The organism is Bifidobacterium sp. VU/mBH4 (B4) (assembly GCF_058199535.1).
Genome location: NZ_JBVPQJ010000002.1, coordinates 36449 through 60750 on the forward strand (window position 1 = coordinate 36449; position 24302 = coordinate 60750).

A 24302-nucleotide genomic window follows, 5' to 3' on the forward strand; every position below is an offset into this window, starting at 1 on the left:
AGTCTGACCCCCATCCGCAGCTCCTCTTCGGGCGATACGGCTCCCTCCATGTGTTGCTCAGTTGCGCTCGCAGATATTTAGGGGTTGACAGAAGACCCCTGCAGCAGCTGTAATAAAAGTGTGTAAACACACTAGGGACTGGGGGGTCGCTATGAGTGGATTTGTTGACACTCGGTATAGCAGTACAACTAAAAACAGGCTGACGCCGCTGATGCAGTGGTTCGAAGTCAACGTCGGACCATCCTGGCGAAGCGAGGCGCTCTGCGCGCAGACCGACCCGGAAGCATTCTTCCCGGGCAAGGGGGGCTCCACCCAGGAGGCCAAGAGGGTCTGCGCCGACTGCACCGTCCGCAAGCAGTGCCTGGACTGGGCCGTCGAGCACGACGAGCGCTTCGGCATCTGGGGTGGCATGAGTGAACGGGAGCGCCGCCGTTACAAGAAGAGGATGCGCGCGCAGCGTCAAGTCTGAATCGCCGCAGATGCCCGAGCGAGGCATTCGGTGACCTGGTTTGCGTAGACTGGAACGCATGAGTTTCGTCGCGCCTCAAGCCCAGGATGTCCGGCAGGTCCTCTCTGCAGTCATGAACGAATGTTCGCCCGCCGCCAGTCCTCATGTGGAGGATGCCGTGGCGGCGGTGATCACGGTCGAGCATGATCTGACCTACCTGCAGGACACCCTGCGTGCTCTCTTGCGGCAGAGCCTCTTGCCGCGGGTCCTGGTCATCGCGGACTGTTCGGGGTCTACTGCAGAACCTCTCTATGCGCAGTTTCCGGTGGATGGGCTTGCGCGGGTGGAAGTGCAGGTGGTTCGCGCGCGAGGTGCCTCCTCCTTCGGTGATGCCTTGGACAAGGCGCTTGGCTATGCCCGTCTGCCTGGTCGGATCCGCGCTCTTTGGCTTCTGCACGACGACTGCCGTCCTCTGGATACTCACTGCCTGGACGAGCTGGTGGACACCTGGCACAGCAATCCCACTGCCTCCCTGCTGGGCGCCAAGCAGTATGACTGGCAGGGCGAGGGGCTGCGTGACGTGGGTCGGTATGCCTACCATCACCGAACGGTGAGCCTGGTGGTGGACAGCGAACCCGACCAGCAGCAGTATGACGCGCGCCAGGATGTCTTCGCGGTGAGCCTGGCCGGCGCCCTGGTGCCCATGCAGACCATGAAGGACTTGGGCGGACCAGGCGCCTGGGCTGGCACTTTCGGCCAGGCCGACGATCTCTGCCGCCGTATCTGCCTGTCGGGGGGACGGGTGGTAATCGTGCCCAGCGCCCGGATGGCCCATGCCAGCGCCCGTATGAGCGGGTTGCGTGATCGAAATGGGCGGGCGGTGCAGCCCGACCACCCTTTGGATGCCTCCATGGGGCCCATACTGGCTCGGGAACGCTACCTGCTGACCGATTTTGCCCTGCCCTGGTGGCTGCTGGTCTGGCTCTGGCGAGTTCTGGCGGCAGTGTGGTTCATGGCGGTTGATCTTATGGGCAAGCGGCCCTACAGGGCCCTCTGCCGTCTGTGCGCGCCCTGGCGGATCCTGGCTCGGCCCGCAGCGCTGCTGACCATGCGCCGCCGTCTGACCTCCGCCTGCCATGGCAGCCCCCGCCGGTTGGACATTCTTCAGGCCAACAGCCAGCAGATCCGGCAGTGGCGGCAGCGCAGGCAGGCCTTTCATGATCAGCGGGAGCATCCCATGCTCAGCCACCTGGCCCTGGCTCATCTGCGTCAGCAGTTTCTGCGTCGCCTGGCCTGGGCTTCAGGGATGACCCTCGCGGTTCTGGCGGCCTTGGTGGTCACCCATTGGCCCCTCTGCCGCGCCGTCTTCTCGGGAGGGGCCATCCACGCGCCCTCCCTGCCCTCCTCAGGAGCCGATTGGTCCCGGCTGCTGACGGCGGCCACCACCTCCTGGTCCATGGCCGGAGGCGTGGGACAGCCCGCTGTTCCTGCCCCCTTCCTCCTGGTGCTCCTGCCCTTCGCACTGCTGACCGGCGGTCATGTAGCCCAAGCCATGGCCCTGATGCTCCTGGCGGAGACGGGGCTGGCCGCTCTGTCTTTCTGGGCTCTGGCCGGCGTGGTCACCAGGTCCAATCCCATCCGCGTCCTGCTGGGGTTGCTCTGGGCTTGTCTGACATTCGCCTTGGGCATAGTGGATGGCCTGCAGCTGCCCATGCTGACGGTCATGGCCTTCATGCCTGCCGCCTTCGCCTTTGTTTTCAAGGCTGTGGGGCTGTATCAGACCGAGGCTCCCGTGCACCCCAAGGCTTCGGTGCAGCAGGCGGCTCTGGCCTCTATCTGCTTTCTGCCGGTCCTGGCTGCCGAACCTCAGCTCATGCTGGCCATGATTCCGCTCTTCATTATGGCGATCTGCCTGGTGCCCGCCCATCGGGTCATGCTGCTGCTGATGCCCCTGCCCTCGGCGCTGGCCCTGGCGCCCACCCTGGTCAATTCCTTGCACCATGCCAATCAGGGGCTGTGGAGACAGCTGTTCGCAGATCTGATGGTCCCTTCGACGGGCTTGACCGGTCAGCCCAGAGCCGGGAGCCTGGGGCAACTGTTGGCCCGCCTGCTGGGTCTGGACGTTTCGGCCCAATGGCCCCTCAGGTGGCGACCTGAGCTCTGGCGTCCGACCACGCTGGCCTGCGCTCTGTTGGTGGTGGCCCTGCTGGCCTTTATCGCCTTGGCTGTGCCTCGGGCGCTCAAGACTGCCAGGATTCTTTGGATCACCGTTCTGCTGGGCCTGATTCTGGCGCTGATCTCCCAGGCGGTCTGCACCGGCTTGGACGAGACCGGCCCAGTGGCCGGTTCGGCCCTGCCCGGCGTGATCCTTGCGCTCATGGGGCTGCTGGCTTGTCTGGGCCTCCTGGCTGGCAGGGCCGTCCGTCCCTTCTCGCCTCTTACTCCTGGGCACGATCAGGATCCAGACGGCGATGGTGATCGTCCGCCCCTGCCTCCTGCGCAGTCCTCTTCAACCTCTGCAGCTGCGGCTGATGGCGGGGGACGGATTGTCAGGCTCTTGCTGGGCCTGGTCCTGACCCTGGTCACGGCAGGCGTGGCGGCGGCTGGTCTGGCGGCGCCAGTCGGAGGACCCCTGTCCGCTGATGACCGGCAGCTTCCGGCAGTGGCGGTGGACTATCTGAACAAGGATCCGTCCCATCGGGTGCTGGTGCTGACCTCGCCCTCACATGGCCGTGTGGCCTACACGGGTCTGCACACCTCACGAGGCGAGCTGATCGATGCCTCTCCTGCCCTGCGTGCCCAGATGGTGAATGGCGGGCAGATGGCCGGTCAGGATGTCCTCTCGCGTTCAGCGGCGGCGCTGATGGCCAATGCCGACTCCAAGGCTGTAGCGGCTGTATCCGGCATGGGCTTCGGGGGCATCTATGTGCCCGCCGACCGTTCCGGGGCGGCCGGCATGGGATCCACGCCCAACGATGACCTGGTATCCAACATCACCGCCAGCGATGGCGCCCAGCAGGTGGCGACCAATGCCCAGGGGACCTATTTCCGTTTGAGCTCGCAGTCCGGCAGGGATGTGGGCGTCAACATGGCCGGGGCCCGTCAAGCGGCGGCCAGCACCTGGAGGAGGGTCTGGCTCTGGACCCTGGGCCTGGTCCTGCTGGGATACTGCCTGGTGGCTCTGCCGCGTCCGGGCTACTTTGGAGGGGAACAACTATGAGTGCACGAAGCAAGGGATCCCTGGTGGCTGCCCTGGTCACGGCGCCTCTGGTGGCGGCTTTGATCGCCGTTCTGGTGGTATGGACGCCTCCGGCCTCCCTGGCTGATGGGGCCCAGGGCTCGGCATTCGTTGCCAGCCGGGTCAGTCAGCGTGAGGTAGCGGCCTACTGCCCGGCTCGCATGACGGTAGCAGATGAGGATAAGGTCGGCGATGACCAGTTCAAAGCCTCGGAGGGCGATCTGAGCGCCCGTGTCACAGCCGCTGCCTTCGGATCCATCGGCAGTGCCAGCCTGACCCCGCTTGGCGGCGGGCGACGCACCGTGATGACTGATCCCGATCTCTTGGACGGGCAGAAGACCATGGCTGCATCGCTCGATCCAGGCGCCTCGGCCACGGCCTTCGATTCCCGGATGCTCAAGTCCCAGCCGGGCACGGGGGCGGCTGTCGGTATGGTCTCCTGGGCCACCAAGGGCGATCTGCGAGGGATTCAGGCCTCGGCCTGCCCCCGGGCCGTCATGGATGCTGACTTCCTGTTGCCCGCCACCGGCCGAGGGTCCACACAGCGGCTGGTGGCCTACAACCCGTCATCCAAGGCTACGGTGATCAGTCTTGAGATCCAGGGTTCGCATTCCTCCGGCAACCTGTCCTTGGAGACCGGGAACACCATGACTGTGGCCCCTGGAGGCTATGCCTCATACGACCTGTCTGCGGCGGCTCCCGGACAGCAGGCCATCTATGTCCGGGCTCGCAGCTCCCAGGCGCCAGTGGCCATGTCGGTCTCGGTCAATGTCATGGCCGGACTCGATCCACGCGGGTCAGATCAGGTCACAGCCCTGCCGGCACCCGGCCATGATCTGGTTATTCCCGGCCTGCGCGGGGCAGACCAGACTACCCTGCTTCTGCAGGGTTCCAAGGCCACTGCGGCGGAGTTGTCCTGGATGGATGAAGATGGTCGGGAATCCTTGCGGCGGGTGGATTTGCAGGGTTCCAGGGCCACTGCGGTGGACTTGGGCGGCGTGCCTGACGGCAAGCTGGCTCTGCAGGTACATGCCGACCAGCCTGTCCGTGCGGTCCTGCAGGTGACCGGCCAGGGCAGCCAGGACCAGTCGCAGTCCGACCTGGCCCTGATTCCTGCGGGTGCTGCTGCCGCCTCCTCGGCCTTGACCATATCCCAGCCTGCCCAGGCTGCACTGACCCTGGTCAACCCATCGACGGATCCGATCAAGGCCGAACTGGTTGGATTCGACGAGAAGGGCAAGAAATTGGATGAGCGCTCGCTGACCGTTGAGCCGGGTCGGGCCCATGAGCTTTCAGCCCGCGATCTGGGCGACCAGGTGGCCGCTGTGCGGCTGAACGAGGATTCCGGGCATGGTTCCTCCCGACTGATCTGGAATGCTCGCCTGAGCGTGGACGCGGTCAACCAGGCTGGTCTGGCCGGTCTGGCGGTTATGGCTCCTGACGGGCTCATGCCTGCCACCACGCTGATCCGCTCCGGCCCCGACTTCACTGCCCTGCCCTGAACGTCCGCTGTCAGCGTCCCCACATGGGGTCGATTTCCTCGGGGTCGCGCCCGTAAAGGTCTGCCAGTTGCAGGACCAGTTCGTCGCGGATCATCAGCTCCAGCTCGGTGCGGTCTCGGGTCTTGCTCTGGATGGGCAGCCGGTAGAGGACGATTCTGGCGGGGATGCCGCGACCTGCCGGGAAACTGCGTGAGAAGAGGTCAGCCCTGTCCTCCCAAGGGGTGGGGTCGGAGGGCGGCACGTCCTCGACCGCGAATTGAACAGGCTTGACCAGTTGGGGCCAGCCGGCGCCCAGCCGCCGGATCTGGGCCGCGGTCAGATCGTCGAAGATCCCGCACCTGGTGCGATAGCGGGGCAGGCGGGTGCCGAAGGTGGGACGACGAATCCCGCGGCCATGACTGTCCCGGTAGACGCTGCGGGACCAAGGCGGCTGATCGTTGATCATGACACTCACCATAGCCCCTCAGCTCAGTGACAGTTTCGATTCAGGGTGTCTTGTAGCATGGAGCGATGATCGACAAGCGGATGGGAGCAATCATGGCGGAGGACGGTGCGGTGAACGTGGCCTGGTGGGGCAGCCAAGACATAGGGTCCATCTGCGCACGGGCACGGGTGCTGGCCTTCGATCTGGACAATACCCTGGCGCTGTCCAAGACCCGCATGGATCAGACCATGGCCGTCCATTTCGCCGCCCTGACCCGGCTTCGGCCCGTAGCCATCGTCTCTGGCGGGCGGTTCAGCCAGTTCCGCGACCAGGTGCTGGATGCCCTGCCTGACGATACCCGTTTCGACCAACTGCATCTGATGCCCACCAGCGGCACCCGCTACTACCGCTGGCAGGATGGAAGCTGGGATTGCGTCTACGCACACGACCTGAGCGCCCAGGACCGGCAGGCCGCCGAGGCCAGCCTGGAGCGCAGGGCCAAGCAGCTGGGCGACTGGGAGGAGCAGGTCTGGGGGCCGCGCATCGAGGATCGTGGCAGCCAGATAACCTTCTCCGCCCTGGGTCAGCAGGCCCCCGTAGAAGCCAAGGAGGCCTGGGATCCGGACAACAGCCGCAAGGACGCCCTGGCCCGGGCCGTGGCCGCTGATCTGCCCAACCTGCAGGTGCGCTCCGGCGGCTCCACCAGCGTGGACATCTCGGCCAAGGGCATTGACAAGGCCTACGCCGTGACCTCCCTGGCCAGGATACTGGGTGTGGATGTCGGCGATATCGCCTTCGTGGGCGACCGGATGGATCCTGACGGCAACGACTATCCGGCGGCCCTGGCCGGGGCCATGGCTCTGCGGGTGCACAATCCTGCTGATGCCCTGGACCTGATTCAGGCCATGGAGGCTGATCTGGTCTGAACCTGTCCACAGACAATTCTGTGAACAGACAGCATGTTCATGCACATGGTCCTGATCTGCTTGCCTATCCTCTGCGTATTGGGGTTGGCTGGGCGGTATGCGCAACCCTTCATTGGCATTTGATCGACTCCGACAGGCCGCTTGTGCTGTCGCCTCGGCCGTGGCGGGCTCGGCCCTGGACCTGCTGGCTCCTCGAGCCTGCGCCGGCTGTGACCGCCCTGACCTTCTGCTCTGCCCCAGTTGCAGATCCCTGCTCTTCCGGCCCCTGTCGATGCCCGCGCCCGCCTATGCTACAGGTCTGGCCCTGGCCTGCGCGCCCTATCGAGGACCTGTCAGACGGGTCATTCTGTCCTGGAAGGATCATGACAACCGGCCCTTGGACAGACCGCTGGGCCAGGTCATGGCCGATCTGGCTCCGGCCCTGTCCAGGCTGATCGATCCTCTGCTCCGGCCCAAGCCTGCCGGGGCCATTCTGGTGGTTCCTGCCCCCTCCTCGTCCTCATCCCTGCGAAGGCGGGGGAGGGTTCATCTGCAGCCGATCCTCCTGTCTCTGGTCCAGGCCCTGCAGCGGCAGGGTCTGGCTGCCCAGGTGGAATCGGCTCTGATCATGAACTCCGTCAGGACCAAGTCTGTCCAGGCGGGCGGCCGTCGGAACCGTTCGCGTCGGCTGGCAGGCCGGATCGCGGTTGCGGATCCCTCACGGCTGGCCGGTCATCCTGTCTTGGTGGTGGACGACATCATCACCACGGGATCCACCATCCGTCAGTGCGCCCGTGCCCTGGAGACTGCGGGTGCCCTGCCTCTGGCTGCCCTGGCTCTGGCGGCTGTTCCTCCAGGCCATGAGGACCTCTAACGGGCCTGTGCTACGGCCATTTCGTCCCAGCGGGTGGTGGCCCTGGGGGAGAGCATGCCCCGGTTCATGGCCCAGTCGGCCCCCGTATCCTCGTCGCCCCGGCCCTGGCCGCGGATGCCTCCGTAGCCTACGCCCACGCGGAAGGGGCCGAAACGACGGGTGGCGTCCTCCAGGACGTCCCCCAGACCATGGGTGTCCCGGGCTGCATCCAGTCCTTCCAAGGTGTGGAAGTGGTCGGCATCGGTCAGGTCCAGCAGAACCACCCCGGCCCGGATCCAGCGGGCGTGGGGATCCACTCGGCCCTTGAGCGCCCGGCTGGCTGCGCCGGCGATGACCAGCGGGTCGTCGCTGGGATCCTCCAGGACGACGGTCCGGCCAGCTGAGCAGAACTGCTGGGGCGCGTAGGGGCTGGTGGAGCAGAAGACCCGCACCCTGCCACACAGGCCGTGCTGTCGGCGCAGGCGGCGGCAGGCCTTCTGGGCGTAGATGCTCAGCGCCTGGGCCAGGGTGGCGTAGCCCTCTATGGGGTGGGAGAACATGCGCGAGCACAGAATCTGATCGGTGCGCACGCCCCTGGCGGCATCCGCCTCGGGCTCGATGCAGGGTCGCCCCCTCAACTCCAGGACGGTGCGCTGCAGCATGACGGAGAACCGATGCCGGATCAGGGAGGGATCGGCATCGCGCAGATCCAGGGCGGTGGTGATGCCCATGCCCATGAGCCTGCCGGTCAGCCGTCGGCCCACTCCCCAGACCTGGTCGATGGGCACTGATGCCAGAGCCTGGTCGCCATACTGGGACTCCACCTGGCTCCAGAGGGTGATCCCCTCGGTCGAGGGATGGTCCTTGGCCCAGTGGTTGGCCACCTTGGCCAGGGTCTTGGTAGGCGCCACACCCACGCTGACGGGGATGCCGGTGCACCGCAGGACCGCGGCGCGCAGCTCCCGGCAGATCTCGACGGTGCGCTTGTCGTTCCAGATGCTGTCCATGAAGCACTCGTCGATGGAGTAGATCTCCTGGTTGGGCAGGAAATGGGCCATGATGGCCATCATGCGCCTTGAGAGGCTGGCATAGAGCTCATAGTTGGAGCTGCGGGCCACCACCCCGTCCTGCAGGGCCCGGTCGCGAATGGTGAACCAGGGTGTGCCGTTGGTGATGCCCAGGGCCTTGGCCGGGCGGTTGCGGGCCACCACGCAGCCGTCGTTGTTGGACAGCACAACCACTGGGCGATCAGCCAGGGAGGGGTCGAAGACGGCCTCACATGAGGCAAAGAAAGAGTTGGCATCAGCCAGGACCACCCGGCCTGTCAGAGCGGTCCCGGGTGCCGGCTGGGCCGGTCTCTGCGCGCTCATGCCGACCCCCAGCCCGTGGAAGGATAGGCGGGTTTCCGGCCCTGGCTTCCCGTGCGCCTGCGTCCGTGCGGGGTATGTCCGGGATAGGTGACCTGGGGCAGGGGAGAGCCGCTCCGAAGTTCGCCCTTGGTGTCCACCCGCTGCCAGTGGTAGTTGCCGATGACCACCCCCCAGATGACCAGTTCCTCGCCCTCCTGGGGCATGAAGTCGGGGTAGGCGGGGTTCTCGGCCCGCAGCATGGTCCGTCCCTTGCGCCTGGCCAGTCGCTTGACCAGCAGCTCGTCGTCCAGGATGGCGATGACGATGTCCCCCTCGCGTGGCTCCAGGGACCGGTCGACCACCAACAGATCCCCGTCGAAGATGCCGGCTCCGGTCATGGAATCGCCGGCCACATGGATGATGAAGGTGGCATCGGGGTGGATGATGACGTTCTGGTCGAAGCTGAAGTCGCCGCTGAAGTAGTCCTGGGCCACTGAGGGGAAGCCGGCGTGGACGGCCTCCAGGGCCTGGGGGACAGGGCTGGGGTGCCCTCGGAAGGGACTCAGGGCATCGACCCGGCACTCCGGCAGGGAAGCAGGGGCCGCCTCCGGCGACCCATGGATGGTAGCGACCATGGCACACCTCGAACTCGATGGCATTCGAACAAATGTTCGATTTCATTATGAGCCGAAGTGCGCCTCCCCGTCAATGCGGCGCGTCGGACCCGTCAGCGTGGTCACCGTCCCCCTCATCCTCGTCGGGGTCACGGTGATATCTGGGCAGGGTGATCTCGAAGTCCGCTCCGCGCGGATCGTCCACCACCTGCACCTGGCCTCCATGCAGCTGGGCCGCCCAGCGGGCGATGGACAGCCCCAGCCCGGTGCCGCCTGACTCCGTGCCCGGGCCGGCCTTGCCCTTGACGAAGCGCCGGAATATGTCGGTGCGGGCCTCGGGGGGTATCTGCGAGCCGAAGTTGACCACGTTGGTGACTATGGTCTCCTGCTGCCGGTCCTCGTGGGCCTGGATCAGCACCGTGGTGCCGTCGGCCGAGTGCTTCAGGGCGTTGCTGATGACGTTGGTGAAAAGCTGACGCAGCCGGTCCTGGTCGCCCTCCATTCTCAGGCCCTTCTCCAGGTCCACCTGGATGTCGTGGGCGTGCCCGGCGTCGGCTATGGCCAGGGGCTGGAGGGTCTCGTCGATGAAGTCGCCGAAGTCGAAGTCCTCGATCTGCAGGCTGGCGGCCCCGGCCTCCATCCTCGACAGGTCCAGCAGGAAGGCGATCAGGTCGGACAGGCGGTGGGTCTGCTCCAGGATCCCCTCCAGGTTGGCTGGCGTGGGCTCGGTCACCCCGTCCGCCATGTTCTCCACCATGGCCTGCAGGGCCGAGACGGGGGTGCGCAGCTCGTGGCTGACATTGGCCACCATGTCCCGGCGCATCTGGTCGGCGTGCTGGAGCTCCTCGGCCATCTCGTTGAAGGACTGGGCCAGGAGCCCGACCTCGTCGTGGCTGGTCGTGGTGGCGTGGACCCGGACCGTATAGTCACCGTCGGCCATGGCCTCCGCCGCATCCCGCATCTGCCGCAGGGGAGCGGTGAGCCCTCGGGAGAAGAAGTAGGTGATCCCCAGGGCCACCACCAGGGTCAGCGGCATGGCGATCCAGCCGCTCCAGCCCATCTTCAGCAGGAACCAGGCCATGACGAAGGCGATGGCTGTGGAGATGATGATCAGGACACTCAGCTCCACCTTCAATGAGGCGAAGGATCCAATGGGCCGTTCGCGGTCCACCCGCGCACTCAGACTGGGCCCCTTGCGCCGGCTTTTGCCGTCCTTGCTCATGGCGTGCATCCGCGGCTGCTACCGCTGGTCCTGATCCTGATCCTCGGGCGGCTCGAAGGCGTAGCCCACGCCATGCACGGTGCGGATCATCTGCGAACCCAGCTTGTGGCGCAGGGCCTTGACGTGGGAGTCCACCGTCCTGGTGCCCGAGGCATCCACCCAGTCCCAGACCTCCTCCAGCAGCTTTTCGCGGGTGAGCACGGACTTGGGCCGGCGGGCCAGCGTGGCCAGCAGGTCGAATTCGGTGGGGGTCAGGTGGATCTGCTCCCCGCGCAGGGTCACGATGCGCTGGGCCGGGTCGATGACCAGGGATCCGAAGTCCAGCACCTTCTCGTTCTCGGAGTTCTTGGCGATGACCTTGGCCCGCTCCACCCGGCGCAGGAGGGCCTTGCAGCGGGCGATCAGCTCGCGCATGGAGAAGGGCTTGGTCATGTAGTCGTCGGCTCCGGCGCCCAGACCGGTCACCTTGTCGGCCTCGTCGTCCCGGGCGGTCAGAATCAGCACCGGCACCGGCCGCTCGGCCACGATCCGCTTGGTGGCCTCCAGCCCGTCCATGACGGGCAGCATGATGTCCATGATGACCAGGTCGGGCTTGATCTGGGAGGCGGCCTGCACGGCGCTGGCACCGTCCGATGCAACCCGGGCCGTCCACCCCTCGGCGGTGATGCGCTGGGCTATGGCAGTGGCCAGGGTGGGTTCGTCCTCAACCACCAGGATGGTGCTGGGTGTAGTGTAGCGGCTTGTGTTTCTGATCATGCCTACCTCTGTCTTCGATCACTGATCCGCAAAACGATGCTCGTCATGCGGGGTGGAGCCTTGTCGGCATTCGTTCCACCACCGTCGTTTCTTCCAGAATAGTCTTCAGAGCCTCCAGGGGAAGTGTGCTCGCGGAGAATCGCGTCGTCCCAAGGCGCCCGTCAGCAAGTCCATGCGCAATGGCATTATTATATGGTATTTTCTCGACTCGTTCTGGAGGGCATATGGGTTACAAGGTCGGTGACATGGTCGTCTATCCGCGTCATGGGGCCGCCAGGGTGGACGCCATCACCGAACGGACCGTCAAGGGCGTCACCCGCAAGTACCTGCAGCTGTCCGTGCTCTCCTCGGACGGGCTGATCATCAACGTCCCCGTCGAGAACGCGGCCAAGGTGGGCGTCAGGGACATCGTCGACGCCAAGGCGGTGGCCAAGGTCTTCGAGATCCTGCGCACCCCGGTGGTGGAGGAGAAGGAGATGAACTGGTCCCGCCGCTACAAGCTGAACGTGGAGAAGATCGCCACCGGCGAGGTCAACAAGATCGCCGAGGTGGTGCGCGACCTCTCCCAGCGCGACGTGGACGAGCATGGACTTTCGGCGGGCGAGAAGCGGATGCTGATCAAGGCCCGCAAGATCCTGACCTCCGAGATCGCCCTGTCCGAGAAGCTGGACGAGGACGAGGCCCAGCGTCTGCTGGACGTCAACCTGGGCTATGCGGAGCCCATGCCCGGCGACGACAAGCACCATACCAAGTCCCCCAAGGAGCCGGCTTCCAAGACCCTGGCGCGGGTGGCCCAGGAGGCCGCCAAGACCAAGGGCAAGGGCAAGACCAAGGCCAAGCGCTGAGACCGGATCCGGTCATGGGCCATCCAAGCATTGGACTGGGCTTTGACGCCCATCGCTTTGATCCAACCGGTGAGCGTCCCCTCTGGCTGGCCTGTCTGTCCTGGAATGATGGAACCCCTGGCCTGCTGGGCGATTCTGACGGCGATGCAGCCGCCCATGCCCTGATCGATGCCATCCTGTCAGCCGCCGATCTGGGTGATATCGGCACCCTGTTCGGCTTGGGAGCGCAGGCCCCTGGAGCGGGCATGCATGGGTCGGCCATGCTGGAGAAGACCATGGACTGTCTGCATGAGCACGGTCGCAGGCTGCTCAACGCCTCCCTGGTCATCGTCGGACAGCGTCCCAGAATTTCCTCCCGTCGTCACCTGGCCCAGCAGGCCATGAGCCAGGCTGTTGGTGCACCGGTTCGGTTGACCGCTACCACTACCGATGGCATGGGTTTCACCGGTCACGACGAGGGCATCGCCGTCATGGCCACCGCCCTGGTGGACTGACCGGCATCAGGCGCGCAGGGCCGCCCACCCCTTGGCCAGAGCCCAGAAGAGGGTGGACAGGGTCACGATGACGAAGCTTGGAGGAGCGGGAACCATGGCTGAGATCACCAGGCCTCCCCAGATGGAAGCCAGGCAGATCAGTCCCGACAGGAGCATGGCCCGCAGGGGAGAGGCCACCAGGATGTTGGCCGTGGCCGCCGGGGTGACGACCAGGGCGAAGATGAGCAGGGTCCCCACTGCCGGCACGGCGATGGTGATGACGCCGGCCATGATGGCCATGAAGGTCAGGTTCATCAGCCCGATGGGCACGCCACGGGCCTGGGCCACCTGCTCATCCAGGGAGCTGAAGAGCAGGGGCCGGTAGATCAGGGCCAGCAGGATCAGCAGGATTGCATCGAAGATGATGAAGCCGACGACCTGCCCTCGGGTGATGGTCAGGATGGACCCGAAGAGGATGGCCTGCATCTGCTGGGAGGCCGAGCTGGACATCCTGGCGAAGAAGAGCCCCAGGCCGGTGGCGAAGGCCAGGACCGTGCCCGTGGCGATCTCCCGCTGGGAGGCCCGCTTGCCCAGGGCTCCGATGACCAGCGCCCCGCCCAGGGCGAACAGGCCCATGCCGGCAGAGACCGGCAGCCCCAGCAGGACGGCCCCTGTGGCCCCGGGCAGACCGATGTGGGCCAGGGCGTGGGCGGCGAAGGTGGAGTGTCTGGCAATGGTGAAATAGCCCATGGCTCCGGCGGCCACGGCAATGCACAAGCCGGCCACCATGGCGTTGCGCATGAAGGGGGCGGCGAGGATCTCCGTCCAATGGGGGTCGAAGACTGGTGTGGTCATGAGGTCCTTTCCCGGTCCGTCCCGTGCAGGCGGGCCACCTGGCTGGGTTGGTAGCGATTGTGGACGGGTCCGATCGGCTCGTCCGTGTCGGGGGCCACGAACATGTCCCCCTGGGGAGTGGTGACCACCTCCACCTTGGTGCCGTAGAGGTGGGTGAGCAGGTCCGAGTCCAGCACGTCGTCCATGCGGGCGTAGTGGGGATGCCCGTCCAGCAGGTAGACCGCCCCGGTCAGCACAGGCAGCAGCATGTTCAGGTCGTGGGCCACCACCTGGATGGACATGCCCAGACGGCTGTTGAGCTGGGCTAGCAGGTGGACGGTGGCGCGCTGCCCGGCCAGGTCCAGATTGGCCAGGGGCTCGTCCAGCATGAGCAGATCAGGATCGCAGACCAGGGCCTGGGCGATGGCCACCCGCTGTCGCAGACCGCCGGAGAGCTGGGACAGGCGCAGGTGGGCCCTGTCCTCCACGCCGACGAAGCGCATGGCCTCTCTGGCGCGCTCGCGGTCCTGCCGGGTGACGGGGTGAATGCCGAACCGGGTGCCGGTCAGTCCCAGCAGGACGGATTGCTCGGCGGTCAGGTTGGAGTCGATATCCGAGGTGTAGCTCTGGGGTACGTAGCCGATGCGGTCGTTGGCCTGGCCGGCCGCTTTCCCCAGGACCTGCAGACTGCCGGCGTCCAGGGGGAGCAGACCCAATTCGGCCTGCATCATGCTGGTCTTGCCCGTGCCGTTGGTGCCCACGATGGCGGTCACGGTTCCCGAGGGGATGGCGAAGGTTCCTTCAGACCAGATCAGCCGCCCGGATCGGCGGATGGCGGCATGGTCGAAGACGATGCAGGCCTGCGTGGATGTGCTGTCCGTGTCCGTATCCATGGCTTCCTTTCCTGCAAGGGCTCACAAGGTGAACCTGCTCTTATTGAGCATGATTCTCATTATTGTTGGGGAGGGGACAGCGCGCAACTTCAGCAGTCGAGTCCTCCTGTACCGGCCCTTGGACGGAGCTTCCGGTCGGGGTGGAATCTGCGCTAGGCTGGCCCAGACGATTTCGACAAGGGTTTGCGCCCGCTTGAATGATGGAGATGTATTGACTGCAGTGAAACTGGACGGCAAGGCGGCGGCTGCGGAACTCAAGGAGGACCTGCGCGCTCGCGTGGCGAGGCTGACGGCCATGGGACGCACTCCTGGGCTGGGGACCATCCTGGTGGGGGATGACCCCGGTTCAGTCAAATATGTAGAGGGCAAGCATCGGGACTGCAGCCAGGTGGGCATCCGGTCGATCAGGGTTGATCTGCCCGCCGATGCCGGCGAGGAGCGGATTCTTGCTGCAGTGGATCAGCTCAACCAGGATCCTGACTGCACCGGCTACATCGTCCAGCTGCCCCTGCCCGAGAGCGTGGATCCCACGGAGATCATCGATCGCATCGATCCGGCCAAGGACGCCGACGGCATGCATCCTTACAGCCTGGGCCAGCTGGTCCTGCATACCGATGGCCAGGTGCGGACCCCCCTGCCCTGCACCCCGCGGGGGATCCTACACCTGCTGGACCATTACGGGATTGACCTGGCCGGCAAGGAGGTCTGCGTGCTGGGCCGAGGATTGACCGTGGGCCGCACCATCGGTCTGCTCCTGACCAACCGCGGGGTGGATGCCACCGTGACCCTCTGCCATACCCGCACCAAGGACATTGACGCCCATCTGCGCAGGGCTGACGTGATCATCGCGGCCGTGGGCCGAGCCGGGCTGGTTGGTCCGGACCAGGTTCGCCAGGGTGCCGTCCTGGTGGATGTAGGCGTCTCCCGGATATGGGACCAGCAGGAGGGGCGCTGGCGGATCAAGGGCGACATCGATCCGGCCGCCAGGCTGTCTGCAGCCGCTTATACGCCCAATCCCGGCGGGGTGGGGCCCATGACCCGGGCCATGCTCCTGGTCAATGTGGTCGAATCGGCTGAGCGAGCCGCCGGAATCCCTGTCTGCGACACGCCCGAGGTCTCCCGGCGACAATGACCGCAGTGTCTCCTATCATGGAGAATGTTCGCGCCTGCCGGCGGGAACGCATAACTCAATACGGAAAAAATATCCACCAACTATACAAGAAACAATTTAATTAATGGCAGAGAACAAGAAGGAAGTCCCCCAGGTCGCGGTCAATGACATCGGGTCCGAGGAAGACTTCATCAAGGCAGTCGATTCCACCATCAAGAACTTCGACGATGGGGATCTGGTCGAGGGGACGGTCGTTAAGATCGACCATGACGAGGTTCTGCTGGACATCGGCTACAAGACCGAGGGCGTGATTCCCTCCCGCGAGCTTTCCATCAAGAAGGATGTCGATCCCGACGATGTGGTCCAGGTCGGTGACACCATCGAGGCCTTGGTCGTCACCAAGGAGGACAAGGAAGGCCGCCTGATCCTGTCCAAGAAGCGTGCCCAGTACGAGCGCGCCTGGGGCGACATCGAGAAGATCAAGGAGGCTGACGGCGTCGTTGAGGGCACCGTCATCGAGGCCGTCAAGGGCGGGCTCATCGTCGACATCGGCCTGCGCGGCTTCCTGCCCGCATCCCTGGTCGAGATGCGCCGCGTGCGCGACCTGTCTCCCTACATCGGGCAGAAGATCAAGGCCAAGATCCTGGAGCTGGACAAGAACCGCAACAACGTGGTCCTCTCCCGCCGCCAGTACCTGGAGGAGACCCAGTCCGAGGTGCGCGAGACCTTCATGGCCCAGCTCAAGAAGGGCCAGATCCGCGAGGGCACGGTCAGCTCCATCGTCAACTTCGGCGCCTTCGTCGACCTGGGCGGTGTGGACGGCCTGATCCACGTCTCCGAGCTCTCCTGGAAGCACATCGATCACCCCAGCGAGGTCGTCAAGGTGGGCGACAAGGTCACCGTCGAGGTGCTGGATGTCGATATGGACCGCGAGCGCATCTCGCTGTCCCTCAAGGCCACCCAGGAAGATCCTTGGCAGCGCTTCGCCAGGACCCACGTGCCCGGACAGATCGTCAAGGGCAAGGTCACCAAGATCGTGCAGTTCGGCGTCTTCGTCTCCGTCGAGGACGGCATCGAGGGCCTGGTCCACATCTCCGAGCTGGCCAACCGTCACGTGGAGAACCCCGAGACCGTGGTCAAGCAGGGCGAGGAGATCTTTGTCAAGGTCATCGACGTCGACCTGGATCGCCGCCGCATCTCCCTGTCCCTCAAGCAGGCCGACGACTCCGTCGACCCGACCTCCGAGGACTTCGATCCGGCCATCTACGGCATGCCTGCCGAGTACGACGAGGAGGGCAACTACAAGTACCCCGAGGGCTTCGACCCCGAGAGCAACGAGTGGATCGCCGGCTACGAGAAGCAGCGGGAGGAGTGGGAGTCCCAGTATGCGGCCGCCCACGACCTCTGGGAGCAGCACAAGGCCTTCGTGGCCAAGGAGCTGGAGAACGCCGAGGCTTCGGCCGCCGAGGACAGCCGGTCCTCCCAGGCGCCCGCCTCCGGTTCGCGCTCCCGCCGTCAGAGTTCCGAGGAGACCACCAACTACAGCTCGGAGTCCAGCTCCGAGGGCACCTTGGCCTCCGACGACCAGCTGGCCGCCCTGCGCGAGCAGCTGCTCAAGGAAAAGAAGTGAGCATTTAGCGGTGAATGGAGGGGTCCGGCCTCGGTCGGGCCCCTCCATTTGTATCTGCTGTCGTAAGGGATAAGCGGGAGGTCGGGATGATACGTGTGGGGTTGACTGGCGGGATAGCGGCTGGCAAGAGCACGGTGGCGGCTCGGCTGGCTCAGGACGGAGCCAAGGTCATCGACTACGACCGGCTCTCCCATGAGGTCATTGCCCCGGGCGGATCCGGCGTAGGGCCGGTCCTGGAGCGGTTTGGCACAGACTGTGGGGACGGCCAGGGGGGCGTGGACAGGTCAGCCCTGGCGGCACGGGTCTTCGGCGGGCCGACGGCCGACCGGGATCGCGAGGACCTGGACGACATCATCCATCCGCTGGTCTACGATCTGGCCGCCAAAGCCGAACAGCCCTGGCTGGAGGGTTCCGGGGTGGTGGTCCATGAGGTGCCCCTGCTGACCGAGGTGGGATCATCCATTCCTTTTCGCTTCGACAGGGTTCTGCTGGTGGAGGCCCCAAGCCAGGTGAGGATTGCGCGTATGGTGAATCAGCGGCATATGACGCCAAGCCAGGCTGTTGAGCGCATCGGTTCCCAGACCAGCAGCAGTTCGCGACGCGCTCAGGCCGATCTGTTGGTGGACGGATCCCAGCCTATCGAACAAATGTTCGAGTCTGTTGATAGAATATATGAAGAGCTGAAATCCTTGGCCCGGGGGTCCTCGCACAGCGACTGAGGGGCCTTGGGCGAATGACGCATCCTGGAAGGGAGTTTCATGGGGTTCAACATTGAGCGGACCGACAAGCCCTTCGTGGTCAAGTCTCCCTATAAGCCCTCCGGCGACCAGCCAGAGGCCATCGAGGAACTGGCCACGCGGATCGAGAACGGCGAGAACGACGTGGTGCTCATGGGCGCCACCGGCACCGGCAAGACCGCGACCACGGCCTGGCTGATCGAGCGCCTGCAGCGGCCCACCCTGATCCTGGAACCCAACAAGACCCTGGCCGCCCAGCTCTGCGCCGAGTTCCGCGAGCTCATGCCCGACAACGCGGTCTCCTACTTCGTCTCCTACTACGACTACTACCAGCCTGAGGCCTACATCCCCCAGACGGATACTTATATCGAGAAGGACTCGAACATCAACGACGACGTGGAGCGGCTCCGGCATGCTGCCACGGCCAACCTGCTGACCAGGCGTGACTGCGTGGTGGTGGCCACCGTCTCCTGCATCTACGGCTTGGGCACGCCCGAGGAGTACGCCGGGCGCATGCTCTTCCTGCACGAGGGGGACCGGATCAACCGGGACGACCTGCTGCGCAAGTTCGTGGACATGCAGTACAAGCGCAACGACATCGCCTTCACCCGAGGCACCTTCCGCGTGCGCGGCGACACGGTCGAGATCATCCCCGTCTATGAGGAGCTGGCCGTCCGCATCGAATTCTTCGGCGACGAGATCGACCGCATCTCCACCCTGCACCCGCTGACCGGGGACGAGATCGCCCATGAGACCTCCGTGCACATCTTCCCGGCCTCCCACTATGTGGCCGGTCCCGAGCGGATGGAGCGCGCCCTGAAGACCATCAAGGAGGAGCTGGACTGGCGTGTGGGCCAGCTGCGCAAGCAGGGCAAGGAGCTGGAGGCCCAGAGGCTGACCATGCGCACCACCTACGACCTGGAGATGCTCACCCAGATCGGCACCTGCTCCGGAGTGGAGAACTATTCCCGCCACTTCGACGGGCGCGAACCCGGTTCCCCGCCCCACACCCTGCTGGATTTCTTCCCCGACGACTTCCTGCTGGTCATCGACGAATCCCACGTGACCGTTCCCCAGATCGGAGCCATGTACGAGGGGGATGCCAGCCGCAAGCGGACCCTGGTGGAGCATGGCTTCCGTCTGCCTTCGGCCATGGACAACCGTCCGCTGAAGTGGCCCGAGTTTCTGGACAAGGTGGGCCAGACCGTCTACCTGTCGGCAACGCCGGGCGACTATGAGATGGGCCTGTCCGACGGGGTGGTGGAGCAGGTCATCCGCCCCACCGGTCTGTTGGATCCCGAGGTGGAGGTCAGGCCGGTCAAGGGCCAGGTGGACGACCTCCTGGACGAGATCAAGGCCCGGGTGGATCGTCACGAGCGTGTTCTGGTGACCACGCTGACCAAGAAGATGGCCGAGGATCTGACCGACTACCTGCTGGAGCGCGACATCAAGGTGGAGTACCTGCACTCGGATGTGGACACCCTGCGGCGGGTGGAGCTCCTGCGGGAGCTGCGCGAGGGGAAGATCGACGTCATTGTGGGCATCAACCTCCTGCGCGAGGGGCTGGACCTGCCCGAGGTCTCCCTGGTGGCCATTCTGGATGCGGACAAGGAGGGCTTCCTGCGCTCCTACCGCTCCCTGATCCAGACCATCGGTCGTGCGGCCAGGAACGTGTCCGGCAAGGTCATCATGTACGCGGACGAGGTCACCGACTCCATGGACAAGGCCATCAGCGAGACCAACCGTCGCCGGGCCAAGCAGATCGCCTACAACAAGGAGCACGGCGTGGACCCCAAGCCGTTGATCAAGAAAATCAGCGACGTCAACGACATGCTGGCCAAGGAGGATGTGGACACCCAGACCCTGCTGGCGGGCGGCTACCGCAACGCCAACAAGGCCGGCAACTCCCACCTGGGCGTGCCCCTCTACGACAAGGACGAGGCTGACAAGCGGCATCAGGAGATCCTCCAGGCCGGTCTGCCGGCGCAGGACCTTGCCGACCTGATCCGTCAGCTGAGCGACCAGATGCACACGGCTGCGCAACAGTTGCAGTTCGAGCTTGCAGCCCGTCTGCGCGACGAAATCAAGGATCTGAAGAAGGAGCTGCGTCAGATGACCGAGGCCAAAAAGTAAGCAGCCCAATACGTAAGTCGGGCCTGTGATGTGGAGGCAAGAGCATCTCAGGCCCGACCTGCAGACCGCTGCCTGTGAGGATGTTCTACAGGCAGACGGGGGAGACGAGCACGTCATATCTTGCCGCTAAAGTCAGGTGGTATGTCCGAGACACCTCTGCCGTTCATGGTTGTGAGCCTGGTTGTGCTGGCCGTCTTCTTCGTGGTTGATCTTCTGGTGATCGGGCGTAGGCCGCACGTGCCTTCGACTGGCGAATGCGTCAGGCACATCGGCTTCTTCGTGGTCATGGCCCTGATTTTTGGAGCCTTGATCTGGAAGGTGGCCGGATCCAAGCCGGCCATCGAGTTCTACTCAGGCTGGCTGACCGAGTACTCGCTCAGCATCGACAACCTCTTCGTCTTCGTCATCATCATGAGCAATTTCGCCGTGCCCCTGCAGCTTCAGCGCTATGTGCTCAGCGTCGGCATCACCATCGCCCTGCTGCTGCGCGGCGTCTTCATCCTGGCCGGGACGGCGCTGATCACCCGTTTCACCTGGGTCTTCTTCATCTTCGGCTTCTTCCTGCTCTATACCGCCTGGAACATGGTCTCCAGCCGGGGCAAGCAGGAGGAGTACCACGAGAACGGGCTGATCAGGGCCCTGCGCCGGGTCATCCCCATCACCAGTCATTACGACGGTGAGCGTCTGCGGACCACCTTCGAGGGCAAGCGCTACTTCACGCCCATGCTGGTGGTCTTCCTGGCCATCGGCACCACCGATGTCATGTTCGCCTTTGACTCCATTCCGGCCATCTTCGGACTGACCAAGGATCCCTTCATCGTCTTCATCTCCAATGTCTTCGCCCTGCTGGGCCTTCAGCAGCTCTACTTCCTGCTGGGATCCCTGCTGGACAAGCTGGAGTATCTGCCCCTGGGGCTGGCTGTGGTCCTGGCCTTCATCGGTGTCAAGCTGATCCTGGAGGCTCTGCATGGCAACACCTTGCCTTTCATCAACGGCGGACAGCCCCTGACGGCCGTGCCCGAGATTCCGACCTGGGCATCCCTGCTGGTCATCGTCCTGGCCGTAGGCATCGCGGCTTTGGCTTCAGTGCTCAAGAGCCGTCGCCAGTCCCTTGCAACAGCCTCGCAGGGGAAAAACCAATAAACAATCCTTTGAATCACAAGGGTTGTTAGCGCTAACGGGAAATAGTGGTTTCCATCAGGCCGAGTCTGTACAATAGAACGGTAAACAGGAAAAAGAACAGGCAGGTAGCATATGCGCAAAGCCAAGATCGTCGACACCATCGGGCCGGCTTCGGAGTCGCTGGAGAACATTACCAAGCTGGTCAATGCTGGCATGGATGTGGCCAGGCTCAACCGGTCACACGGCACCCCTGAAGATCACCTCAAGGTTTACAACAACGTCCGTCAGGCCAGCAAGGAGACTGGACGAAACGTGGCGGCCCTGGTCGATCTGCAAGGTCCCAAGATTCGCTGTGGCTGGTTCAAGAAGAATGAGCAGGGCGAAGACAAGGTCAATCTCAAGGAGGGTCAGGAGTTCATCATCACCACCGATGATGTCGAGGGTGACGAGCACATGACCTCCACCACCTTCAAGGGTCTGCCCGGGGACTGCCACCCCGGCGATCCCATCCTGATCGACGACGGCAAGGTCCGCCTGGAGGTCACCAAGGTCGAGGGCAACCAGGTCTACACCAAGGTGGTCGTGGCCGGTCCAGTCTCCTCCCATAAGGGCATCAACCTGCCTGGCGTGGCTGTGAGTCTGCCGGCGTTGACTCCCAAGGACGAGGAGGACCTGCGCTGGGGCATCCGCACCGGTGCCGACATCATCGCCATGTCCTTCGTCCGCTTTGCCACCGACATCGACCGCGCCCACGAGATCATGGACGAGGAGGGTCGCCGCATCCCCATCGTGGCCAAGATCGAGAAGCCCCAGGCTGTTGAGAACCTGGAGGAGATCGTCAAGGCCTTTGACGGCATTATGGTGGCCCGCGGCGATATGGCTGTGGAGATGCCCTTCGAGCAGGTCCCCCTGGTGACCAAGCGCTGCATCGAGCTGGCCCGTCAGTACGCCAAGCCGGTCATCGTCGCTACCGAGGTCCTGGGCTCCATGGTCCATTCGCCCATCCCCAGCCGCGCCGAGGCCTCCGACTGCGCCAACGCCGTTCTTGACGGCGCCGATGCCACCATGACCTCCAATGAGACCGCCGTGGGCGAATACCCTGACACCACGGTCTCCACCATGGCCCGGATCTCCGACTACGCCACCACCCACGGCTTCGACCGCATCCCGGCCATGCACAACTTGGACATGTCCAACTCGGGCGCCGTCTCTTCCGCTGCCGTGGATCTGGCCGACAAGATCAACGCCAAGGCCATCGTGGCCTTCACCCAGACGGGCAACACCGTACATCGGATCTCTCGCGAGCGTCCGGCTGCCCCCATCTATGCACTGACCACCAATGAGCACACCTATCATTGGCTGGCCTTGAGCTGGGGCACCGAGGCGTTCCTCTGCGGGCAGGACTACCACGACTTCACTCGCGCAGACCTGATGAACTTCGTGGACTCCACCTTGAAGAAGCATGGCAAGGTCTCCGACGGCGACTGCCTGGTGGTGCTCAGCTGCGCCCAGGGCGAGCATGAGCCGGGCAACACCGACTGCATCTACGTCCACACCGTGGGCTCCAACGAGTGATTCCCTGATTTGCCACCTGACTGTCGATTAAGTCAGTCAGGTGGATCCTCAGATTCCTAAGATGCTGATGAAGCAGTGAACCGGTGGTCTTTTCCCCATTATCAATGCAGGGGAGAGGCCACCGGTTCTTTGTGTGAGGGTGTCTGTGTCAGTGCAGGTCAGACAGTCCGATTTTGGCCCGCAGGATGGCGATGGTGGTTTTGGCGTCCAGTATGGTTCCTGCAATCACCATGTCATAGGCCTCATCCAAGGTGAAGAGCCGCACATTCTGGTGGGGGGTCTCTGGTGCCAGGCTGGCCGGCTGGACCGGGGTCAGGCCCTCGGCATAGAAGAGCGTGGTGTGCTGGGTGGAGAAGCTGGGAGTGTTGATGAACCTCGCGAACTGGTTAAAGGAGGCAGCCTTGTATCCGGCCTCCTCGCGCAACCGCCTGGTGGCCACATCGATGGGGGCTTCCTTGTCGTTGAGCGGATGCCCGGCCGGCAGCTCAAGGGTCCAGCGGTGGGTGGGCAGACGGTACTGCTCGACCAGCGGTATCCTCCCGTCGTCGGTGATGGCCAGGACGGCGATGGTGTCTCCATGCTTTTCGCTGACGATGCTGCGATCGAAGGTCTGATTGTCGCTGGATTCAAAGGTGACCCTGTCGACGCTGAAGTAGTGGCTGTCCATAATCTGCTTGCGGGCCTTCTCCTGGACGGGGGAGGTGCGCCAAGGATCGAACCGTCGATAGATCTGAGTGGTCATCATGCTCTCCTTCGACTGCTGATGTGCCTGTATACATACCTGTCTTCATTCTAAGGCAGAATCAACACGGATAACCTTGCGTCGTCGCCAAAGTATGGTAGATTCTCTGTGGTGACGAAAAGCCCCCGTATCCCAATTGGTAGAGGAAACGGCCTCAAAATCCGTGCAGTGTGAGTTCGAGTCTCACCGGGGGCACGATAAAGCGAACCCCATCCGTCTCTCATCGGTTTCCGCTGAAGCTCGGATGGACTTTCAGGAAATGAGGTTGAAAGTGGCTTCAGAGAGTAAGAACCGCAGCGATTCCCCCGAAGGGCGGACCGTGGTTGTGGCGGAGGACGAGGCTTTGATCAGGCTCGATACCGTCGAAGCTCTCGAGGATGCCGGCTATGACGTGGTCGGTCAGGCGGCCAGCGGCCAAGAGGCCATTGATCTGACCCGCGAGCTGAGGCCCGATGTCGTCGTTATGGACGTGAAGATGCCCGGCACTGACGGCATTACCGCCGCCACTGAGATCGGCAAGGAAAACCTGGCCCCGGTGGTTATGCTGACGGCGTTCTCTCAGCAGAGCCTGGTCGAGAAGGCTGCTGATGCTGGAGCCATGGCCTACGTGGTCAAGCCTTTCGCCCCGGAAAAGCTGCTGCCGGCCCTTGAGGTGGCTATCTCACGCTTTGACCAGATCAACGCCCTGAAGGACGAGGTCACCGACATGAAGGCCCGCTTTGAGGCCCGCAAGCGGGTGGACCGGGCCAAGGGTCTGCTCATGGAGAGCATGGGCATGACCGAGTCCGAGGCCTTCCGCTGGATCCAGAAGACCTCCATGGACCGCAGGCTGACCATGCAGGAGGTGGCCGACGTGGTCATCAACAACGTGGCCAACCAGAACGACCGTTAGCCCT

At 64.2% G+C, this 24302-nt stretch carries 22 protein-coding genes and 1 tRNA gene; 15 read left to right on the forward strand and 8 right to left on the reverse strand.

All coding sequences use genetic code 11. The annotated features are described in order from the left end of the window. Positions 1-211 precede the first annotated feature (211 nt). The 3 genes from AC0AII_RS03365 to AC0AII_RS03375 are packed head-to-tail and all read left to right on the forward strand — an operon-like array spanning position 212 to position 5188. Positions 212-469 carry a WhiB family transcriptional regulator gene (locus AC0AII_RS03365; protein ID WP_029676165.1) on the forward strand — a complete coding sequence of 86 codons (258 nt, stop codon included), beginning with the start codon at positions 212-214 and terminating at the stop codon, positions 467-469. Positions 470-527: 58 nt separating this feature from the next. Beyond that, the gene (locus AC0AII_RS03370; protein WP_490446119.1) at positions 528-3668 is read left to right on the forward strand and encodes a glycosyltransferase; all 3141 of its coding nucleotides are present in this window, start codon (positions 528-530) and stop codon (positions 3666-3668) included. Next, positions 3665-5188, forward strand: a complete 1524-nt coding sequence (locus AC0AII_RS03375) for a DUF5719 family protein (protein WP_490446120.1) — start codon at positions 3665-3667, stop codon at positions 5186-5188. The genes AC0AII_RS03370 and AC0AII_RS03375 overlap by 4 nt, the downstream gene beginning before the upstream one ends. 10 nt (positions 5189-5198) lie before the next feature. Here AC0AII_RS03375 and AC0AII_RS03380 read toward each other — a convergent pair whose 3' ends face one another. Then, on the reverse strand, positions 5199-5633 hold the full coding sequence (locus AC0AII_RS03380; RefSeq protein WP_144085692.1) for a metallopeptidase family protein: 435 nt from the start codon (positions 5631-5633) through the stop codon (positions 5199-5201). 65 nt (positions 5634-5698) lie between these two features. Between AC0AII_RS03380 and AC0AII_RS03385 the strand changes: the two genes are divergently transcribed. Both AC0AII_RS03385 and AC0AII_RS03390 read left to right on the forward strand, forming a co-directional pair. Beyond that, positions 5699-6538: an HAD-IIB family hydrolase gene (locus AC0AII_RS03385; RefSeq protein WP_490446121.1), complete on the forward strand. Its 840-nt coding sequence runs from the start codon at positions 5699-5701 to the stop codon at positions 6536-6538. Between the two features lie 97 nt (positions 6539-6635). After that, positions 6636-7391, forward strand: coding sequence for a ComF family protein (locus AC0AII_RS03390; RefSeq protein ID WP_490446122.1), 756 nt, complete (start codon positions 6636-6638; stop codon positions 7389-7391). On the opposite strand, the gene AC0AII_RS03395 is transcribed toward AC0AII_RS03390, so the two are convergent. The 4 genes from AC0AII_RS03395 to AC0AII_RS03410 all read right to left on the reverse strand — a co-directional run bounded on the left by AC0AII_RS03395 (position 7388) and on the right by AC0AII_RS03410 (position 11311). Next, a complete protein-coding gene (locus AC0AII_RS03395) occupies positions 7388-8740 on the reverse strand; it encodes a Y-family DNA polymerase (protein WP_306220964.1) in 1353 nt (450 codons plus the stop codon). The two genes, AC0AII_RS03390 and AC0AII_RS03395, sit on opposite strands and share 4 nt — an antisense overlap. Beyond that, positions 8737-9354 carry a LexA family protein gene (locus tag AC0AII_RS03400; RefSeq protein WP_490446123.1) on the reverse strand — a complete coding sequence of 206 codons (618 nt, stop codon included), beginning with the start codon at positions 9352-9354 and terminating at the stop codon, positions 8737-8739. Before AC0AII_RS03400 ends, AC0AII_RS03395 begins: the two co-directional genes overlap by 4 nt. 70 nt (positions 9355-9424) lie before the next feature. Beyond that, positions 9425-10555: a sensor histidine kinase gene (locus AC0AII_RS03405; protein WP_490446300.1), complete on the reverse strand. Its 1131-nt coding sequence runs from the start codon at positions 10553-10555 to the stop codon at positions 9425-9427. Between the two features lie 18 nt (positions 10556-10573). Next, complete coding sequence (locus AC0AII_RS03410) at positions 10574-11311, reverse strand: response regulator transcription factor (protein WP_101432493.1); 738 nt, start codon at positions 11309-11311, stop codon at positions 10574-10576. 224 nt (positions 11312-11535) lie between these two features. On the opposite strand from AC0AII_RS03410, the gene AC0AII_RS03415 reads away from it, so the two are divergent. Beyond that, positions 11536-12156 carry a CarD family transcriptional regulator gene (locus AC0AII_RS03415; protein ID WP_490446124.1) on the forward strand — a complete coding sequence of 207 codons (621 nt, stop codon included), beginning with the start codon at positions 11536-11538 and terminating at the stop codon, positions 12154-12156. Positions 12157-12170: 14 nt separating this feature from the next. Then, on the forward strand, positions 12171-12650 hold the full coding sequence (locus AC0AII_RS03420) for a 2-C-methyl-D-erythritol 2,4-cyclodiphosphate synthase (RefSeq protein WP_490446125.1): 480 nt from the start codon (positions 12171-12173) through the stop codon (positions 12648-12650). A 6-nt stretch (positions 12651-12656) separates the two neighbouring features. Here AC0AII_RS03420 and AC0AII_RS03425 read toward each other — a convergent pair whose 3' ends face one another. Together AC0AII_RS03425 and AC0AII_RS03430 are read right to left on the reverse strand one after the other, a co-directional pair. Further along, a complete protein-coding gene (locus AC0AII_RS03425) occupies positions 12657-13484 on the reverse strand; it encodes a metal ABC transporter permease (RefSeq protein WP_045924561.1) in 828 nt (275 codons plus the stop codon). Beyond that, positions 13481-14356 carry an ABC transporter ATP-binding protein gene (locus AC0AII_RS03430; RefSeq protein WP_490446126.1) on the reverse strand — a complete coding sequence of 292 codons (876 nt, stop codon included), beginning with the start codon at positions 14354-14356 and terminating at the stop codon, positions 13481-13483. The genes AC0AII_RS03425 and AC0AII_RS03430 overlap by 4 nt, the downstream gene beginning before the upstream one ends. Positions 14357-14567: 211 nt before the next feature. Here AC0AII_RS03430 and AC0AII_RS03435 point away from each other — a divergent pair, with 211 nt between their 5' ends. From AC0AII_RS03435 to pyk, 6 genes are all read left to right on the forward strand, one after another. Further along, positions 14568-15488: a bifunctional methylenetetrahydrofolate dehydrogenase/methenyltetrahydrofolate cyclohydrolase gene (locus tag AC0AII_RS03435; RefSeq protein ID WP_490446127.1), complete on the forward strand. Its 921-nt coding sequence runs from the start codon at positions 14568-14570 to the stop codon at positions 15486-15488. 103 nt (positions 15489-15591) lie between these two features. Then, positions 15592-17097: a 30S ribosomal protein S1 gene (rpsA, locus tag AC0AII_RS03440; RefSeq protein WP_198177695.1), complete on the forward strand. Its 1506-nt coding sequence runs from the start codon at positions 15592-15594 to the stop codon at positions 17095-17097. A gap of 86 nt (positions 17098-17183) precedes the next feature. Beyond that, positions 17184-17816 carry a dephospho-CoA kinase gene (gene coaE, locus AC0AII_RS03445; RefSeq protein WP_490446128.1) on the forward strand — a complete coding sequence of 211 codons (633 nt, stop codon included), beginning with the start codon at positions 17184-17186 and terminating at the stop codon, positions 17814-17816. Between the two features lie 39 nt (positions 17817-17855). Beyond that, positions 17856-19967, forward strand: a complete 2112-nt coding sequence (gene uvrB, locus AC0AII_RS03450; RefSeq protein WP_101432488.1) for an excinuclease ABC subunit UvrB — start codon at positions 17856-17858, stop codon at positions 19965-19967. 141 nt (positions 19968-20108) lie between these two features. Continuing rightward, positions 20109-21110: a TerC family protein gene (locus tag AC0AII_RS03455; protein WP_490446129.1), complete on the forward strand. Its 1002-nt coding sequence runs from the start codon at positions 20109-20111 to the stop codon at positions 21108-21110. Between the two features lie 111 nt (positions 21111-21221). Continuing rightward, positions 21222-22664: a pyruvate kinase gene (pyk, locus tag AC0AII_RS03460; RefSeq protein ID WP_490446130.1), complete on the forward strand. Its 1443-nt coding sequence runs from the start codon at positions 21222-21224 to the stop codon at positions 22662-22664. A gap of 148 nt (positions 22665-22812) precedes the next feature. On the opposite strand, the gene AC0AII_RS03465 is transcribed toward pyk, so the two are convergent. Further along, positions 22813-23406 (reverse strand): NUDIX domain-containing protein, encoded by a 594-nt coding sequence (locus AC0AII_RS03465; RefSeq protein ID WP_490446131.1) that lies wholly within the window; start codon positions 23404-23406, stop codon positions 22813-22815. A 121-nt stretch (positions 23407-23527) separates the two neighbouring features. On the opposite strand from AC0AII_RS03465, the gene AC0AII_RS03470 reads away from it, so the two are divergent. Further along, positions 23528-23601, forward strand: a tRNA-Leu gene (locus AC0AII_RS03470). A gap of 64 nt (positions 23602-23665) precedes the next feature. Further along, positions 23666-24298: an ANTAR domain-containing response regulator gene (locus AC0AII_RS03475; RefSeq protein WP_197071164.1), complete on the forward strand. Its 633-nt coding sequence runs from the start codon at positions 23666-23668 to the stop codon at positions 24296-24298. Positions 24299-24302: the final 4 nt, after the last annotated feature.

Bases quoted from the DNA above. Each gene is read 5' to 3' on its own strand.
- AC0AII_RS03465 (WP_490446131.1), bottom strand. From the start codon at position 23,406: ATGACCACTCAGATCTATCGACGGTTCGATCCTTGGCGCACCTCCCCC.
- rpsA (WP_198177695.1), top strand. From the start codon at position 15,592: ATGGCAGAGAACAAGAAGGAAGTCCCCCAGGTCGCGGTCAATGACATC.
- AC0AII_RS03455 (WP_490446129.1), top strand. From the start codon at position 20,109: ATGTCCGAGACACCTCTGCCGTTCATGGTTGTGAGCCTGGTTGTGCTG.
- AC0AII_RS03385 (WP_490446121.1), top strand. From the start codon at position 5,699: ATGATCGACAAGCGGATGGGAGCAATCATGGCGGAGGACGGTGCGGTG.
- AC0AII_RS03365 (WP_029676165.1), top strand. From the start codon at position 212: ATGCAGTGGTTCGAAGTCAACGTCGGACCATCCTGGCGAAGCGAGGCG.
- pyk (WP_490446130.1), top strand. From the start codon at position 21,222: ATGCGCAAAGCCAAGATCGTCGACACCATCGGGCCGGCTTCGGAGTCG.
- AC0AII_RS03370 (WP_490446119.1), top strand. From the start codon at position 528: ATGAGTTTCGTCGCGCCTCAAGCCCAGGATGTCCGGCAGGTCCTCTCT.
- AC0AII_RS03390 (WP_490446122.1), top strand. From the start codon at position 6,636: ATGCGCAACCCTTCATTGGCATTTGATCGACTCCGACAGGCCGCTTGT.
- AC0AII_RS03400 (WP_490446123.1), bottom strand. From the start codon at position 9,354: ATGGTCGCTACCATCCATGGGTCGCCGGAGGCGGCCCCTGCTTCCCTG.
- AC0AII_RS03395 (WP_306220964.1), bottom strand. From the start codon at position 8,740: ATGAGCGCGCAGAGACCGGCCCAGCCGGCACCCGGGACCGCTCTGACA.
- uvrB (WP_101432488.1), top strand. From the start codon at position 17,856: ATGGGGTTCAACATTGAGCGGACCGACAAGCCCTTCGTGGTCAAGTCT.
- AC0AII_RS03410 (WP_101432493.1), bottom strand. From the start codon at position 11,311: ATGATCAGAAACACAAGCCGCTACACTACACCCAGCACCATCCTGGTG.
- AC0AII_RS03405 (WP_490446300.1), bottom strand. From the start codon at position 10,555: ATGAGCAAGGACGGCAAAAGCCGGCGCAAGGGGCCCAGTCTGAGTGCG.
- AC0AII_RS03375 (WP_490446120.1), top strand. From the start codon at position 3,665: ATGAGTGCACGAAGCAAGGGATCCCTGGTGGCTGCCCTGGTCACGGCG.
- AC0AII_RS03380 (WP_144085692.1), bottom strand. From the start codon at position 5,633: ATGATCAACGATCAGCCGCCTTGGTCCCGCAGCGTCTACCGGGACAGT.
- coaE (WP_490446128.1), top strand. From the start codon at position 17,184: ATGATACGTGTGGGGTTGACTGGCGGGATAGCGGCTGGCAAGAGCACG.
- AC0AII_RS03420 (WP_490446125.1), top strand. From the start codon at position 12,171: ATGGGCCATCCAAGCATTGGACTGGGCTTTGACGCCCATCGCTTTGAT.
- AC0AII_RS03425 (WP_045924561.1), bottom strand. From the start codon at position 13,484: ATGACCACACCAGTCTTCGACCCCCATTGGACGGAGATCCTCGCCGCC.
- AC0AII_RS03475 (WP_197071164.1), top strand. From the start codon at position 23,666: ATGAGGTTGAAAGTGGCTTCAGAGAGTAAGAACCGCAGCGATTCCCCC.
- AC0AII_RS03415 (WP_490446124.1), top strand. From the start codon at position 11,536: ATGGGTTACAAGGTCGGTGACATGGTCGTCTATCCGCGTCATGGGGCC.
- AC0AII_RS03430 (WP_490446126.1), bottom strand. From the start codon at position 14,356: ATGGATACGGACACGGACAGCACATCCACGCAGGCCTGCATCGTCTTC.